Source organism: Ferrimicrobium sp., from assembly GCF_027364955.1.
Classification (GTDB): Bacteria; Actinomycetota; Acidimicrobiia; order Acidimicrobiales; family Acidimicrobiaceae; genus Ferrimicrobium.
The window spans coordinates 24,381-40,063 of record NZ_DAHXOI010000007.1; the positions used below are offsets into that span (position 1 = coordinate 24,381).

General features: G+C 57.5%; 12 protein-coding genes. 7 read left to right on the forward strand and 5 right to left on the reverse strand.

Features of this window, described 5'->3' with window-relative positions; translation table 11 throughout:
- Positions 1-14 precede the first annotated feature (14 nt).
- The 4 genes from M7Q83_RS06465 to M7Q83_RS06480 are packed head-to-tail and all read left to right on the forward strand — an operon-like array spanning position 15 to position 3,845.
- Positions 15-1,001 carry an ABC transporter permease gene (locus tag M7Q83_RS06465; protein WP_298336565.1) on the forward strand — a complete coding sequence of 329 codons (987 nt, stop codon included), beginning with the start codon at positions 15-17 and terminating at the stop codon, positions 999-1,001.
- Positions 1,002-1,050: 49 nt separating this feature from the next.
- Complete coding sequence (locus tag M7Q83_RS06470; RefSeq protein ID WP_298336567.1) at positions 1,051-1,989, forward strand: ABC transporter permease; 939 nt, start codon at positions 1,051-1,053, stop codon at positions 1,987-1,989.
- Positions 1,990-2,997 (forward strand): ABC transporter ATP-binding protein, encoded by a 1,008-nt coding sequence (locus tag M7Q83_RS06475; RefSeq protein WP_298336569.1) that lies wholly within the window; start codon positions 1,990-1,992, stop codon positions 2,995-2,997.
- The gene (locus tag M7Q83_RS06480; protein ID WP_298336571.1) at positions 2,994-3,845 is read left to right on the forward strand and encodes an ATP-binding cassette domain-containing protein; all 852 of its coding nucleotides are present in this window, start codon (positions 2,994-2,996) and stop codon (positions 3,843-3,845) included. Before M7Q83_RS06475 ends, M7Q83_RS06480 begins: the two co-directional genes overlap by 4 nt.
- A 582-nt stretch (positions 3,846-4,427) precedes the next feature.
- Here M7Q83_RS06480 and M7Q83_RS06485 read toward each other — a convergent pair.
- On the reverse strand, positions 4,428-7,745 hold the full coding sequence (locus M7Q83_RS06485) for a S41 family peptidase (protein WP_298336573.1): 3,318 nt from the start codon (positions 7,743-7,745) through the stop codon (positions 4,428-4,430).
- A gap of 369 nt (positions 7,746-8,114) precedes the next feature.
- Complete coding sequence (locus tag M7Q83_RS06490) at positions 8,115-8,867, reverse strand: 3-keto-5-aminohexanoate cleavage protein (protein ID WP_298336575.1); 753 nt, start codon at positions 8,865-8,867, stop codon at positions 8,115-8,117.
- A 378-nt stretch (positions 8,868-9,245) separates the two neighbouring features.
- Between M7Q83_RS06490 and M7Q83_RS06495 the strand changes: the two genes are divergently transcribed.
- A complete protein-coding gene (locus tag M7Q83_RS06495) occupies positions 9,246-10,016 on the forward strand; it encodes a VOC family protein (protein ID WP_298336577.1) in 771 nt (256 codons plus the stop codon).
- Between the two features lie 350 nt (positions 10,017-10,366).
- On the opposite strand, the gene M7Q83_RS06500 is transcribed toward M7Q83_RS06495, so the two are convergent.
- Complete coding sequence (locus M7Q83_RS06500) at positions 10,367-10,756, reverse strand: VOC family protein (RefSeq protein WP_298336579.1); 390 nt, start codon at positions 10,754-10,756, stop codon at positions 10,367-10,369.
- 487 nt (positions 10,757-11,243) lie between these two features.
- Between M7Q83_RS06500 and M7Q83_RS06505 the strand changes: the two genes are divergently transcribed.
- A complete protein-coding gene (locus M7Q83_RS06505) occupies positions 11,244-11,504 on the forward strand; it encodes a hypothetical protein (RefSeq protein WP_298336581.1) in 261 nt (86 codons plus the stop codon).
- Here the strand turns inward: M7Q83_RS06505 and M7Q83_RS06510 are convergent.
- Together M7Q83_RS06510 and M7Q83_RS06515 are read right to left on the reverse strand one after the other, a co-directional pair.
- Positions 11,459-12,685 (reverse strand): MFS transporter, encoded by a 1,227-nt coding sequence (locus tag M7Q83_RS06510; protein WP_298336583.1) that lies wholly within the window; start codon positions 12,683-12,685, stop codon positions 11,459-11,461. The genes M7Q83_RS06505 and M7Q83_RS06510 overlap by 46 nt on opposite strands.
- 897 nt (positions 12,686-13,582) lie before the next feature.
- Positions 13,583-15,058: a chloride channel protein gene (locus M7Q83_RS06515; RefSeq protein WP_298336585.1), complete on the reverse strand. Its 1,476-nt coding sequence runs from the start codon at positions 15,056-15,058 to the stop codon at positions 13,583-13,585.
- Between the two features lie 397 nt (positions 15,059-15,455).
- Between M7Q83_RS06515 and M7Q83_RS06520 the strand changes: the two genes are divergently transcribed.
- Positions 15,456-15,620: a hypothetical protein gene (locus M7Q83_RS06520; protein WP_298336587.1), complete on the forward strand. Its 165-nt coding sequence runs from the start codon at positions 15,456-15,458 to the stop codon at positions 15,618-15,620.
- The last annotated feature ends 63 nt before the right edge of the window (positions 15,621-15,683 follow it).

Genomic DNA, 15,683 nt, shown 5'->3' on the forward strand with positions numbered 1-15,683 from the left:
AAAGGAGGATTGCGATGCGGTATTTCGCCCGTAAGGGAGTGATGTTTTTGCTCACGCTTTGGGCTGCGGTCACGTTGAATTTTGTCATTCCTCGATTGATGCCTGGTTCACCGGTGCAGGCGACACTGGCCCGTTTGGCGGCGGGTGGTCAGACGGTCACCGAAGCCACCAAACGGGCCATCGAGATCCAGTTGGGGTTACCACATTCCAGCCTATGGGTCCAGTATCGCGATTATCTAGTCAACATCTCACGGCTGCGATTCGGGATGACCTACTCGATCACTGACGAGTCGGTGGCTCACGCTATTTTGTCAGCGGCTCCGTGGACGTTGGTGTTGGTTGGCACGAGCACAGTGATCGCGTTTGTTACCGGGACCTTGCTCGGTGTCTATGCAGGTTGGCGACGGCAGTCGCGCGTCGACAGCGTAGTCACCGTAGGCTCCACCTTTTTTTCGGCTTTCCCGCCGTTCTTTCTCGGTCTCCTATTGCTTTACTTCCTGGGCTTCAAGTACCATCTCTTTCCTTTGACTGGGGGGTATACACCTGGTGCAGTTCCGCAGTTGACCTTCTCTTTCTTGGGAGATGCGGTTTACCACAGTATTCTTCCGGCGGCCACGTTGGTGGTCACATCTCTGGCGGGGTGGGTGCTGGGGATGCGTAATAACATGATCAACACACTTGGTGAGGATTATGTACTTTTCGCTGAGGCGAATGGGCTGCGTGACAGGACGATTGCCTTGCTGTACGTCGCTCGTAATGCGCTGCTTCCCAATGTCACGGGTTTCGGCTTAGCGTTGGGGGCGGTGATTGGGGGATCAGTGTTGGTCGAGAGTATTTTTGGGTATCCGGGGATTGGGAGCCTTCTGCTCCTCGCGGTTGACAACCGTGATTATCCTCTCATGCAGGCTATCTTCCTCCTCATCACCGTGAGCATGTTGGTCACGATTTTCCTGGTGGACCTACTCTATGGGTGGCTTGACCCTCGGGTGCGTGAGGTATGAGGTGCACCGTGAAGCAACCGGTGCGATGGACGGTCGAAGGGAGCGCTTCATGGCGATAGTTCCTCCAGCTACTCCGATGCAGAACGACGTCGATGAGAGCTCTACAATCGGGGGGCGGTTCCGTGAAACTCCGAGGCGATTGCGGTTCGTCACACGGGCGCTTGTCACACTCTGGTCGAACCGTAAGGCTCGAGTGGGCTTGATCATTCTTGGTTTCTTCATTGTTGTGGCGATCCTCGCTCCGTGGCTGGCTCCGCATTCACCGACGGCTACGAACTTTCGACCCTATCAAAACCCGAACGCGGTGAATTGGTTGGGTACTACTGGCAACGGCCAAGATGTGCTCTCACAGATGATCTATGGCACTCGGGTCTCGTTACTGGTGGGGTTGGGGGCGGGTCTTCTTGCCACGTTCTTGGCGCTGTTGGTTGGATTGATTGCTGGCTTCCGACCTGGTGTTGTCGATGAAGTCTTGAGTTTTACCACGAATTTAGCCCTTGTGCTACCCGGGTTGCCGCTCATGATCGTGATCGCTGCCTACCTGCGAAGTAACTCCACGTGGATGATTCTGCTAGTCATTGGGTTTACTGGATGGGCGACTGGCGCGCGCGTGATGCGTAGCCAGACAGCGACTCTGCGCACGCGTGATTTTGTAACTGCTGCGGTGTTCTCAGGTGAGCGACTTTTTCGGATTGCCTTTCGTGAGATTCTACCTAATATGATCTCCCTGGCAGCCGCGAGTTTTTTTGGGGCTGCTACCGCTGCGGTCATTGCGGCGGCAAGTCTCGAGTTCCTTGGCCTCGGAAATCCCAATACCGTGAGTTGGGGTTCCATTCTGTATTGGGCTGAGAACGATAACGCGCTGCTCACGGGTCAATGGGTGCTTGTCTTTGTACCCGGGCTTGCGATCGTCTTGTTGGCACTTTCCTTCATTCTTATCAATTTCGGCATTGATGCCCTATCGAATCCACGATTGCGTGAGCGTTAAATGGTACTTCTTGAAGCCAAGGGTGTGAACGTCGTCTATCAACCAGGGCGCGGCGAACGTATTTGGGCAGTTCGCGACGTGGATATCTCCTTGAATGAAGGTGAGTTTGTCGGCGTGGTGGGGGAGTCCGGATGTGGAAAGTCTACGTTAGGTTTCGCTCTTACACAGATGCTACAGCCACCGGCGTTCCTCGAGAGTGGCGTGATCGAGTTTCGTGGAGTCGATATCGCAGGGTTGAGCGGTGAAGAGCTGCGACAGCAGCGCCGCAGGGGATTTGCTGTTGTCCTTCAGAGCGGCATGAATGCGCTCAATCCGGTCCGGACCATTCAGCATCAGATTGGTGACGTGCTACGAGCGCACAAAAAGGAAGGAGAGAACTGGTCCAAGGGTGCAGTTCACGAAAGAGGGGCGGAGTTGCTCAAGATGGTGGGACTCGATGCGGGGTCGCTCAGTCGCTTTCCTCATGAGCTCTCTGGTGGCATGCGGCAACGGGCAGCGATCGCCTTGGCGTTGGCACTCGAACCCGAGCTCATCGTTTTTGATGAGCCAACGACGGCACTCGACGTGATTGTTCAAGCTGCACTGATGGAGACCATCAAAGAGCTGCAGCGCAGTCGAGGATTCACAGCACTCTTAATCAGTCATGATATGTCGGTGGTTCTTGATGCAACCGACCGAGTCATCGTAATGTACGCGGGGAGGATAGTCGAAGATCAAGCATCGGAGCAGATGCTTCGCACTGGTTTGCACCATCCTTATACCGAAGCCCTGTTTCACTGTTACGCCGATCCTCGGGCCGACGAGGTTGTCTTGCAGGATATTCCCGGTTCCCCCCCAGATCTTTCAATGCCTGACCTGGCGTGCGCCTTTGCTCCACGATGCACGATAGCCGTGGATGGCTGTTGGCGTGAACGTCCATTGCTAGCCGAGGTTGGGGGTGGTGGAAGGATCGCCTGTCTTCGAAGGAGGTTTGCCACCGAAGAGAAGGGAGGAGGGCTGCATATATGATGCGAGATCAGGAGTTGTCGAAGCAGTTATCAGGGTTTGCTGATGGAGTTCCGTCACTCACTGTCGAGCACCTGTCAAAGGGTTATCGCCAGCGACGTGGCAAGGGAGTTGTCCTCGCCGTTGATGATGTCTCCTTTGTGATCCCATCTGGCGCGGCCGTCGGCTTAGTTGGGGCGAGTGGGAGCGGAAAGTCGACGATAGCGAAGTTGATTACTGGAACTGAGCGGCCGGACGCTGGTGATATTCGGTTTGGTCCCTTTTCCATGGCACACTTGCCGCGTCGGTCTCTACGAGAGCTGTACCGAAGGGTTCAGATGGTGTTCCAGGATCCATATGGAGCGCTCAACCCCGTACATACTGTTGGGTATGCAGTATCGAGACCATGTGTCAATTATCTCAACATGTCTACGGCAGAGGCGGGGAATCGCACCGAGGAGTTGTTGGAGCGGGTCGGATTGGCCCCGTCGAAGCAATTTGTGGAGAAGCTACCGCATCAGCTCTCTGGGGGTCAGCGCCAGCGCGTGGTCATTGCCCGAGCGCTTGCTTGCGAGCCACAACTGCTCGTCGCTGACGAGCCTGTATCGATGCTCGATGTATCGCTCCGTGCGGGCATTCTCAAGTTGTTAGCCGATCTGCAGCGCGACCGGGGGTTGAGCTTGCTCTACATCACTCATGATCTGTTGAGTGCCAGGGTCCTGACCGATCACATCCTGGTGTTAAACAAGGGCAGAATTGTCGAGGAAGGGGTGACCAAAGAGGTGCTGCAACATCCCAAAGATCCCTACACCAAGGAGCTGCTGGATGCCCTTGCGACACCGGAGGCGATTATTCACCCTGGCACCGCGTAGTGCAGTGGCTCGATGCGCGGTCGAGACTGGACCAACAGCGGGGATATGTGCACCACCGCGCAGAGCTGAGCGGAGTCCTCTGTTGCGCAAACTCTTGTCGGTCTCATCTCGGGTCTTCTCGCTGACACAACCTCGTGGATGCGCAAGAGTCGATAAAGCTGGAATAGTGGGGCCCCGGTGATCGACCGCTCACGTGGAAAGAATGACAACTCACTGCGACTAGCGAAACAGTCTGCTGGGACAGTGGGAGGCATCAGCGTGGTGCATCACACCAGCCGCCACAGACGGACTGGCGCCCAACACCGGGCAAGCCATCGCATGACCAACCCGAGGCGCTGCTTGGAGTTGGAAGTCCACAATTGGCCAAGTGGAGAAGGAGCCGAAGGGTCCAACTGCCCCTTTGCTGAGGAACACCGTGACCGAGTCCGTGATCAAGGCGCAAGTCGGAGGACTGGATGACCCTGCAAGGGTCGTTACCGGGTGATGAATTGATCACTATCACCGTACGCTCAGCGGTGAAGCTACCGCTCTGCGCACGACCCCTCCTTGCACAGGAGATCGATCCGGACTTGCACGCGTTCATCAGTCCGGGTGCGGCCGCTGAAGGGGTGGTCGCTGCGAGAGATCGGGGCGCGGCCGAACAGTACGTTGCAGGGCTTCCCGAGCAAGCGTCACGGCTTGCTCCAGCTGGGGATCGTGCCCTTGCCCGTAGTCTTCGGGTGTGATCGGTACCTCGTAGTCGGGGCTCACGCCATGGTTCTCAACCCCAAATCCGACATCATCAAACCAGAACGCGGTCTCGGGTTGTGTGGTGACGGTTCCGTCTACCAGTTGAATCGACGGCGAAATGCCGACCACACCGCCCCAGGTTCTGGTCCCAACGACAGGACCAAGGGCGAGCTGTTGAAATGCATGAGCAAAAATATCGCCATCAGAGCCAGCCCACTCGTCAGCGATTGCTACTAGTGGTCCTGTTGGAGAGGACTCCGGATACCCCTCCGGTGCCCCCCAGCGAGAAATGGCCTCCCCAAGGCGCCGCATCGCCAAGCGTGGAATGAGCAGACCGGATACGTGTCCACCACCATTGTGACGAATATCGATGACCAGCGCGTCTCGCTCTGCTTCGCGTCCGTAGGCTCGGAAGAACTCTGAAAAACCAGGTGCGCCCATATCGGGAACGTGCACATAACCAACACGGCCACCGCTCGATTCATGTACGTACGCGCGATTTCGGCTGACCCACTCTCGATAGCGTGCCCGTCGCTCATCGGCGAGTGGTCGAACCACCACTCGGCGCAGTTCGCCTCCTAGACCGAGGATGGTAAGTTCGGTGTCGATACCTGCGCGGTTTACCAGGCGTTGAGCAGGCGAAACTTCTGGACCAACCGCCAGTCCGGCTATCTCGACGATCCCTTCTCCCTCGGCAACTCCCACCCCAACCGCCGCAAGCGGACTGCCATCCTCAGGACTCCACACGTCCCCCTTGACCACATGGCGAACGCGCCATACCTTCTCCTCGTCAAGGGCAAGATCTGCACCAAGACGACCAGTGGTCCACATTGGCGGCCTGCGATGGTCACCACCGATCTCATACGCGTGGCTCGTACCAAGTTCGCCTTGGAGTTCCCAAAGCAAATCCGATAGGTCAGCCCTACTCGCTATCCTGGCCACAAGCGGTAGGTAGCGGTCGAGGACCGCCTGCCAGTCGACCCCTGAAAGATCTTCGACCCAAAAATGTTCCCGTTGGAGTCGCCACGCCTCTTGGATCATTTGGCGCCACTCAGAGGGGGGATCCACTTCGACCCGAACTCTCTTGAGGTCGATCCAGCCGGATGCTCGGCCCGGCTCATCGCCTCCACCTTCCGAGGGCTTGGCACCAGCGGTCATCGCGCGCAGTCGTGTGCCAAACTTCGCGACCAGCGTGCTGTGATCTGCCGACACCACGAACGACTTCACACCTTTGGCCAGCACTTCGTGCATACCGGTCGCAAGATCAAATGCCTCTAGGGTGCCCTCGGAGACATCAGACAGAAGGTTGACGCTGCGGGCGCCACGGACGGGGCGATTGTGGAGCAACAGCTTCGTTCCGACTGCAGCTAGCGCATCATAGCGTCCCTCTGGCACCCCGATGGCAAGAATTCGATCGGTGAGTCCCTCGGCATCGAGTTCCACCGATGACTGCCCCGGATCGGGCGCAGTGTCGTCGGAACTAGCCGAACTTCGCTCGACAGGCTTGGCTTCCCCCATGCCTCGTGGTTCTGGATGTAACGGTGACGGAGTGCTAGCGGCAAGCGTCAGAAGATACGGCCGTACCGCGAGTGGAAAGCCATAATCAAAAACAGCCATGTCGGGAACAGGGTCAAAGCTTCGACGGGAAAGAAAGGCGAGCCATTTACCCGAGGGATCAAAGACCGGTTGATTGTCGGCAAATTCGCCCGTCGTCGCTGCGATCGGGGGCCCACCCGTTACTCTGGCAAGGCGGATTTGGGTGGTATGGGTTCCTATCGGTACCACATAGGCGACCAATGAGGAGTCTGTAGACCAGGTGACGTCGCGAATCCACCCATCGGTTGCTTCGTCAGCCAAACGCGACTCACCTGAGGCCACTTCAATCAGGAGGAGCCGACGATCAAGGGTAGCGACGGCAACGAGGCGCCCGTCTGGGGACGCTGCAAGATCGATCAGGGCAGACATCTCCGAATTCGCCAAGGGACGGGCGGCACTGCCATCGGTCGGCAGGATAACGAGAGCATCTTCACCTCCCTCATCACTGAGTGCGACAAGGCCCGATCCATCCCCAAGCCAGTTGACCAGGCGGTAGCGGACCCCTTGGGGAGTGCCATGCTGGCGAGCCGCCCCGTCGAAGAGTGGGAGCGTAAACGGCTTGCCCCGGACAACGGCACCAAGCGTGTGCCCCGCAGGGTGAAGCGCATATTCACCAAGGTTATGTATCGGGTTGACAAAGCGAGTCTGACGTTGTGCCCGAGCTCCGGGCAGCCTGACTGGGATGGGTTCGGGCGCCCCACTCTCGGGTGTAAACACATAGAGTTCCCCGCCGGCAGCGTAGACGACGACACGACCATCGCTTTTTGCATTCCGCGCGTAGAAGTCATCATGGGTGCTATGACGGATGAGGTCTTCTCCGTTCGGATCAACCGAATAGAGGTTGCCTACCCCCTCATGGTCAGAGAGAAAGTAAACGCGATCACCGAGCCACATTGGACAGGCCAGATTACCACCAAGTTGCGTCAGAATTTGGACAAACCGAGGGGTTCCGCTGTTCGGATTGGCACCGTCGCTCGCCGGAGGTCGTACCCAAAGTTGGCCTGCGGTGCCACCACGATAACGTTTCCACCATGCCGGCTCTCCGGCGTATCTACCGAGTACTACTCCACCAGTGCTCTTTGTGCCGGGAGACGCGAATGCAAGACCACTGACTGGCCCAAAGGCAAGCCGCTCGGGCTCCTTGTTGCCCGGCTTCTCTACGTCAATCGCGTACGCCCAGGTGTGATCGCCCCCATGCCGACCCCGCGGGCGATAGAACGGCTCACCGGCGGCGCTTGAGAAGATGAGACGTCCCTCGGCATCGAACCCGAGTAGTGACTCGACCCCCAATGAGGTAAGACGCTCAGCTGGACCGCCACTCGTAGGGAGATACCAAGCCTCTGGCTCCCCAGTGTCGCGACCGATATAGGCGAGCCAGCTCCCATCGGGTGCAAGCAGTGGATCACTTGGCTCTCCAGCACTCTGACTGCGGCGCTCGGCGACCCCACCGGCGAGGTCGGCGATCCAGATGTCATCCTCGGCGACAAAGGCGATCAGATCACCAGCAACCGTGGGTTGACGAAGGTAGGCGCGCTGGTCCTTGGAATCACCAGCTTGATGACGAGAGTTTGACATAATTGTAGCCTATACCTCTTGTGCGACCTCTGCAGACGACGCCGGATGAGAATCAGGTTGTGTTGGTTCGCACGTTGCATGGCGCGACGTGGCATGAGCGTCAGTGGATCCTCAAAAGTAAGTCGTAATTTGGGGTTGGAGTCGACCAGGAATCGGTAAACTGTTAGTCGCCCTGGGTAGGCCACTACAATGTGGGCACTACGCTGGGTCTCCTCGGCAAGGGGTCACGAATCCCTAAGGACTCAAAGATCTAGCGTTGATCGGGATCGGGGGTCTGGAAGCCCCCTCGTACCCCGTCCACTGCGTCTATTACATCAAGCCCTACGCTCCAGTTGCCTGGCTCCTGCTTAGTAGGGTGGAGTCCTCGCCTCACCCACCAGATCGGATCTGTACCTCCAGGGCCACTGCGGCGTTAACAAGCTCAGCGTTGCTCTTGGCCGTCGTCTCGTCCGGCAGTAGAGTTGAGTCCTCAAAGCCGACACGAGTGTCGTGACCACGACTGAAGGCATCGCGAACGAGTGGCCATGTCCAGTCGTTCATTCCGTGGGTTAACCGTGGGCAGGTGGAAGCGGCATCATCGAGTAACTGATTGACCTCACGTGCCAGATCGGTCGGTTCGCCCATGTGGAAGTACGGCTCACCTGGATCCAGTTCGATGCTTATTCGTTGGACTTGTACAAGAAGACCGGATCGAACGAGACGGTCTATCTCAATCGGTGCCCACAGACCAACGTCGATGCCTATGCCCACGTCGATCATGGCCCCCATCACATCCTCGAAACCCTCCTCTGAGAGGTTCACCGTCGCGCAGTCAACACCTTCCCACTCACGGATCATCGAGATGCGCGATGCGAGGTCGGGTACGATCCATGCGCCAGTGGTGAGGCTGATCTCGACCGGCACGCCCAGATCAACAGCGACGCCACGAACGCGTTTGCAGGTGTCATTGACAACGGATGGGTCAAGGGTCTCTTTGCCAAACTGGTTGCGGGGATGCAGGTGAACTCCGGTCGCGCCCGCGCAGAAACACGCCCGCAAGTCCGCGACCACCTCATCAAGCGTGACCGGCATATTCGGGTGAACGTCCTTACCCCACGGGCCATTCGGTGTCACCTGTAGCATCAAGATGATGCTATCAGGGCCATGGATCCAGGGCCCCGTATTCTGGGTGATTGTGAATTGGTCAACAGCAAACCTCAAGGGCTCTGATGGCTAGGGGCTTGGAGAGATTGTGCTCGCTTGGACGCCTTTGATAAACCTGCTCGATCAAGGGGCTCGTTACGGTAAGTGTGATGAGTCCAAGTGATGCTGTCCATGTGGGGTGATTAGATTCGTCGTAAGGGTGAGTCCGAGACTCTGGACCATCTAGCTGGACCGTCTAGCTGGACCATCTAGCTGGACCGTCTAGAGAGTGCGTAGGCATCTGAGTTTCTTTGTGTACTGGCAGCAGCGAGGGTCCCCTCGGACCCATTGCTAAATACGACTCCTAAGGGAGGCACCATGACAATTCGATCCGCTGCTCCACTCGGGGCCCCTTGCTGGGTTGATCTTTGGACATCAGATGTTGAGGGAAGCCGTATCTTCTACACCGAGCTCTTTGGTTGGCGCGCTGATGAGCCAAGCCCCGACTTCCACGGTTATTTCATGTTCACTCGTAAGGGCGTGGCTATCGCAGGAGGGATGGGTGATATGGGCGAGGCTCGTGCTAACAACACTTGGAAGCCCTTCTTTGCAACTGAGAACATCGAGCGCACTCTCGAGCTCGTCTCTGCCCTCGGTGGCACGGTTCATCTCCCAGCTATCCCCGTTGACGATCTCGGTATCCAAGCAGTAGTCACCGACCCTGCCGGCGCGGTGACTGGGATCTGGCAAGCAGGTAGTTTCGCTGGCTTTACCACATTGCATGAACACGGCACACCAAGCTTCATCGCCATCGATGTCCACGACTATCACCAAGAGGTCGCATTCTATCGCCAGGTATTCGGATGGGATCCACTTGAGGAAGAGGTCGAAGGTTATCACTACGCCGGTTACATGGATCCTGAGAACAAACGACCGATCGCCGGTATCGGTGATGAGGTGGAGTCTCTTGCTAACGGCGAGTCGCCGCGGTGGTCGGTGTTTTGGCAGTGTGTGGATGTTGATGCATCTGTTGCCAAAGTTCGCGAGCTAGGGGGAACGGTGCTTACTGGGGCCACCGACCAGGGTCTTGGGCGTGTAGCTCGAGTGGCCGATCCTTTTGGCGCACGCTTTGGGCTCTTCCAACCGTAGCGTTGGGAGCAGCGAACGGGCCAGCCCAGCAACGGTTACCACGAAGCCTTGAAGTCCCAGGGACCAAGCACTTGTGTCGAACCCAGCTACGGCATCTAAGCCGCACACGCCGCCGCGGGAGTGGCATAGTCGAGCGCAGTGGCATAGTCGAGCGCGATGGCGCCATCTCTGGCACGAGCCTTCCTTCGTCGCTCACCCTGATCAAGGAAGGATCGGCCGCGACACTGCCCCAGGACAACCCACCGTTTACAACGCCAGCCCTATGGCCTTGTTGAGTATCTCGTGGATGGTCGATCGAAGTTCCGATTCTTCTTGCCGAGGACAACATTGAATGCGACAGACTCTGGAGGCTACGCTTTGGCCCCAAGAAACTCTTGAGCAGTCTTTCCTAGCAGACAGAACTCATTACCTTCCGGGTCCGCCAAGACAATCCAGCTCACATCTGGACCCTGACCGATGTCAACGCGCCGAGCACCAAGGCCCTCCAAGCGTGCCAGCTCCTCTTTGGTCGTTGTTCCATCTGCGCGCAGGTCAAGATGAAGTCGGTTCTTCCTCGACTTTAGATCAGGCACCTTCAAAAAGTCAATCACCGGCAACGAGTGATCCGGTGAACCGATGCTCACATAATCGAACACCTCATCGTCTTCGATAACGTCCCATCCGAGCACTTGACACCAAAACTCCGCGAGGGCGTGTGGATTGTTCGCCCCGACTGCGATATTGAATAGGCGACTTGCCATTGCGCCAGCTTATCAAGCTTAACCAATGCCATACCCCACACGGAAGGTCTCAACAGGGAAGGCAAACGCGAACGCCTCCGCACGACCACCCCTTCTGACCTCTACCCCGACAGAGCAATCGTGATAAATCCTAGTAACGGGGTCCAATTGCGTTGCTAGGATTCGTCGTATAGATGGCTGCCGAGATTCGGCGACATCTAGGTAGAGGAGCGCTTATGCATCCAAGTTTGTTTGAGTACTGGTGGCGAGATGAGTCCGCCCTGACCCTTCAACATACTGAAGCCACCGCGGTGGCCAAGCAAGACCATCATGGGCTGATAGGCTCTGGCGCGCATTGGGCACCCGGGCTGTCAGCGAGACTACAGGATAGGTGGCATCAGGCACAGCACATACTGGGGGTCGTGCCAGAGTCGGGCGTGTCAGAATCGACTGTGCGAGAGCCAGTCGTGACTCGTGACTTTGAGGTTCTACGTGAAGGGAGACTCGTATGAACTATCTTGCGTTCATCTGCCCCGACGACACCTCGGCACCAGATGAGGAGATGATCTTTGCATCCGAAGCTCCTCGTTGGGTCGAAGAGATGGAGAGGCGAGGGGTGCGCCTGCTAGGCCGAGAGCTAGAGGCTCCAAGTTCGGCCTCCACGGTACGTGTCCGTAACGGCGAGACGTTGGTGACCGATGGTCCTTTCGTCGAGACCCGGGGCTACGAATCCAGAGGTTCGGGGGCTCTTGGAAGACTCCAAACCTGAGGCACTGCAAGCACCAGCAGCGTTGATACCACAATGTAGCTAGCACCGATTTCGAGGACACCTCCCTGCCCGACCAGATGTGAGAAGGGGACTGCAATCGCATAGCCCAGTGGGAGTAGCGCGGAACTAGCCAGCCAGTCAAAGCTGGTGACTTTCGACATGACCTCGGGTGGAACGTGGTTCTGCATGAGCGTACCCCACAGTGAGGAGAAGTACTCAAGACCCATCCCGGACAGTGCCCCGGCGACGAGAACGTAGCCGATCGACAGATGAAAGGCAAGGGCGAGGAGAATTGAGACCGTTGAGAACAGTGCCAGCAAACCAAGCCGCAGGGGCCGGCGACTTCTGCTCCGAAAGGCCCATAGGCCCCCAGCGACACCACCGACAGCGACGCTTCCCCAGATCAAGCCCCAGCCACCGGGACCGTGATAGTAGCGGATGGCCAGTACCGGTCCCAAGACCACCAACGGCGCATAGGCAACGACGTGCCATAGCGCGAACTGGAGATCGACCGTCCAAATCCAAGTCCGGTGCCAGAACGCACCCCAGCCTTCGACGATATCTTGGCGAAACGTCGAAACGCTTCGTTCCTGATGCGTCAGATCGGGAGGAAGACCTGCAAAGATGACGACCGTGCCGAGTGGCAAAAGACCTGAGAGCAAGAGTGCCCAACCGGGAAAGACCAGTGCTGCAAGAAAGCCGGCGATCGCGGGTCCTAGAATGTTGCCGGTGTTCCAATAGATGCTTCGAAGTGCATTGGCCTGTTGTCGATACTCCATTGGGATGACAGCCTGGAACCATCCCTCAAAGGCCGGAAAGAACAGTGAGTATGCAAACCCTACGATGAGCTGGGCTACCAGGTAAATCCAAAGTTCTTGCAATGCCAAGAGGCCAGCAAGCGCCATTACGACCCGCATCAGCCCAATGATCATGTCCGAGCCCATTACTAAGGGCTTACGCGCAACGCGATCGCCGATCACCCCAGCAAAGAAGAGCACCGCGACTGTGGCTATCGCCTGAGCCCCTAGTACATATCCGTAATCACTGGCCGAGTGAAAACGGTCCAGAATCGTGAAGCTCAACGCCACTGGCAACATGCCGGAACCGAATGAGGCCAGCGAGCGGGCAATGACAAGTCTTCGCACCACGCGATTGCCCCAGACTTCGCGCGCCGACGCCACCTTCACCCCTCATGAATTGTTCAGGAATCCTCAATCTCCAGGCTAGCCCTCAAGCCTGACGGTCACGTGCAGCCGAAGCTGTGAAAGGGTGTAGACCAGGGACGAAATGACGAATGAGTGGTATCCATCGCGGTACCTCGCGCCCCTCACCAGAATTGTTTGACATAAGGGAAGTTGACTCCTTTCCGTCCGGTTGGCCTTGTCGGTATCTACTCTGGGACGCTAGTGATGCATGCGCAACTTGGTCAACGGGGGAGTCGCGTGGAGTTCGGCAATACTACCGGACGCCCGATTCGTTAGCATATCGCGCTCACCATGAGAGGTGCGAAGCGGTAGGCAGCCCTTATCCATGCGCCAACGCTCTCCTTGCCCAGCTGCGTTGCGCTTACCAATGCCATACCGGTTTGGTGTCCGCCACTATGCAATTGTTTGTCCGCCACTGCATGGTTGCGCGTGTTTGTCAAGAGCTACAACCCTATCGTTGCCGAGGCTGATGGTGTGGATCAACTCTGTCGTCTATCAACCATTCACACTCTTAAGCGAGCATGTTGTGAAACTGCCTCTTATAATTCCGATAGATGGTCGGATTGCCTTGCTCTAAGGCGGTGCCACTCATGTTCGGCTTGGCGCTGTGCCGCTGGACGCATGCAGTGACCCGGTTGGCAGCCAGCCTTCATTGAGTAACGCCAGAAGCTTCCTGTTTCATGGTCGCAGCCATTGGCGTGGCGCGTCGCTCGTGAAAAACACTTCGGGACTTATCGTTTTCGTGAGACTCTCTCTCGAATGGTTCTTGTCGTTTGTGGTCACAGGACGTCGCAGGGGGCGAACTGACGACAGGGTTCAGTCATGACACACGTTCCAAACTCGCCAGATTCTTGTCCCTTGTCCCTGCCAGAGCTACTCCGGCGGTGCTTGAGGAGGTGGTGAAGATGGTGGTGGGTCAGGGGGTTGTGGAGACAGCCTCGCTGAGTAGATGGAGCGTAAGTCGAAGCGCCGCGAGATGAGGGTTGCTCCAACGGCGGCAATGAGGATCGGTGCAGTGATAGCGATCGTACGCGTGAGCTCGATAGTCATCGCGATACCAGTGAGGGGTGCTTCTATGGCGCCAGCCAATAGTGCCGCTGCTCCGATCACGGCGAAGGCCGCGACCGATGGTCCTGGCCACATGAGCAACCAAAGGTGGCCAATAAGTGCGCCGAAAATTGCGCCGAAGCTCATGGTCGGGGTAAAGAGGCCACCGGACGCTCCGCTGCGCAGACAGGCAGCGGTGGCTACCGGCTTGAGTGCCGCAAGTGCGAGAAGAACCAACAGACCAGCACTGGCCGAGCCGGTGAAGGCATATTGCGCGAGATCGACACCGTTACCCAGCAGAAGTGGGTACGAGATCGCGACGAAACCTAATGCGGTGAAGACGAGAACTGGTTGGATGAAGAGAAGTCGCCCCTTGGGCCGGTGATCACTCGCCCAAGTGATGATCTTGACATAACCAGCAGACGCAAGACCCATGACGGGCCCAATGACGATAGCGAAGACGATCAGTGAGGTGGTGGGGTTCGCCAGTTTGGGCACAAAGTACACAGTGTGAGCGGGGAGAGTAATCCACGATACAACTACCGCAATTCCCGATGTCAATAAGGCGGGAAGCACAAGCGGCAGCGACATCGTGCCGAGGTAGATCTCAAGAGCAAAGAGTGCTCCGGCGAGAGGGACATTGTAGACCGCGCCGAGCCCGGCACCTGCTCCACAGGCAATCAGGAGCGATCGTTGTTCTGGGGGGAGTGAGAACCTTCGTGCCAGAAAGCTACCGGTGGCAGCGCCCGTGCGTTGGGGTGCCGCTTCGCGCCCTATGGACCCTCCCATCGCAACGGTGATCTCCGAGAGCACCCCCGTAGCGAGCGTTCGAATGAGCGACAGGTTTCCTGTTCGTGACCATACGACCTCGGTTGGTTCGCCTCCGGTGCTGCCGGTAAAGCGGCGTAGTGCCCACAGCCCGAGACCGGTGACCATACCACCGATGGCGAGTACAACGACGAGTCGTAAGGCGCTGTGGGCTGCGACGGCGTTTGAGAACTCGCCCGAGTGGTAATCAAAAGCGATGTGTTGCACGGTTCGGAGGACTCCCATCATCACCATCGCTCCGATACCTGCCCCGACGCCGGTGAGCAGTACCAACACCCAGAAGCGCGGTGGAAGGTCCGCAAGGCGGGGTGGGACATTCGCCTGTTCGGCGCCTCGTGAATCCGAGTTGTGACTTGTCTGGTTCAGTCGACCAAAGAAGCGGTGAATCAGTCGTTGGAGACGACGGAGTAGCGGATCATTCAACGTGCAAACGACCTTTGATCCGTAGCGCGCCATAGGCGGATATGTTGACATCTCATCAGAGGCGGCGAGATGCTGTAGCTCTCTCCGAGGGCGGTCAACGCCCTCCTACTGGACCGATGCAACCCGGTGAACTTCTTTACGCGGACTTGATGAGTCATGGTTGAGATAGCTCCGTTCCACGTTGATGATTGGTGAGTCTATCTGGTACACGTGGGAACGATAGGGGTCCGATAGTGTCATCCAAGCGTTCGCATCACTCTAACTATGGGTATCCATGAAGATAGAGTTTCCTGACGTTGATGGGTAAGGTGCGCAAGGATAGAGCCGGGGGCTCTTCCTACCTGGGGAATGCGCAATAGTTCGCTGATGGGCCTCTTTGGTGGCGACTAGCTTTCGATGTCAAGGTGATCGTTCTTGGGAAACGCTGATGGAGCAGAACGCGTGATGAGTGATTACTGAAGATGTCGTTGCGCTCTCTTTGGTCACTCGGACATCAGGGTGTGACACGGGTGCCGAGCATGTCGATGCGGAGGAGCTGCGCCGATTGGAGATGAAGGGTGGGGCGCAGGCTCACTACCCCGTGGCCCTTGCTAGACAAGAGCGCTGTCGATAACGTCCGCCATGGTCTCACGACTGACATATTGAACGCCAACGAGCGGAGTTTATCGTGGTGGTG

Excerpts from the sequence above, each read along its gene's own strand:
- M7Q83_RS06515 (WP_298336585.1), bottom strand. The coding sequence starts at position 15,058 with ATGTCAACATATCCGCCTATGGCGCGCTACGGATCAAAGGTCGTTTGC.
- M7Q83_RS06495 (WP_298336577.1), top strand. The coding sequence starts at position 9,246 with ATGACAATTCGATCCGCTGCTCCACTCGGGGCCCCTTGCTGGGTTGAT.
- M7Q83_RS06480 (WP_298336571.1), top strand. The coding sequence starts at position 2,994 with ATGATGCGAGATCAGGAGTTGTCGAAGCAGTTATCAGGGTTTGCTGAT.
- M7Q83_RS06500 (WP_298336579.1), bottom strand. The coding sequence starts at position 10,756 with ATGGCAAGTCGCCTATTCAATATCGCAGTCGGGGCGAACAATCCACAC.
- M7Q83_RS06465 (WP_298336565.1), top strand. The coding sequence starts at position 15 with ATGCGGTATTTCGCCCGTAAGGGAGTGATGTTTTTGCTCACGCTTTGG.
- M7Q83_RS06485 (WP_298336573.1), bottom strand. The coding sequence starts at position 7,745 with ATGTCAAACTCTCGTCATCAAGCTGGTGATTCCAAGGACCAGCGCGCC.
- M7Q83_RS06470 (WP_298336567.1), top strand. The coding sequence starts at position 1,051 with ATGGCGATAGTTCCTCCAGCTACTCCGATGCAGAACGACGTCGATGAG.
- M7Q83_RS06475 (WP_298336569.1), top strand. The coding sequence starts at position 1,990 with ATGGTACTTCTTGAAGCCAAGGGTGTGAACGTCGTCTATCAACCAGGG.
- M7Q83_RS06490 (WP_298336575.1), bottom strand. The coding sequence starts at position 8,867 with ATGCTACAGGTGACACCGAATGGCCCGTGGGGTAAGGACGTTCACCCG.
- M7Q83_RS06505 (WP_298336581.1), top strand. The coding sequence starts at position 11,244 with ATGAACTATCTTGCGTTCATCTGCCCCGACGACACCTCGGCACCAGAT.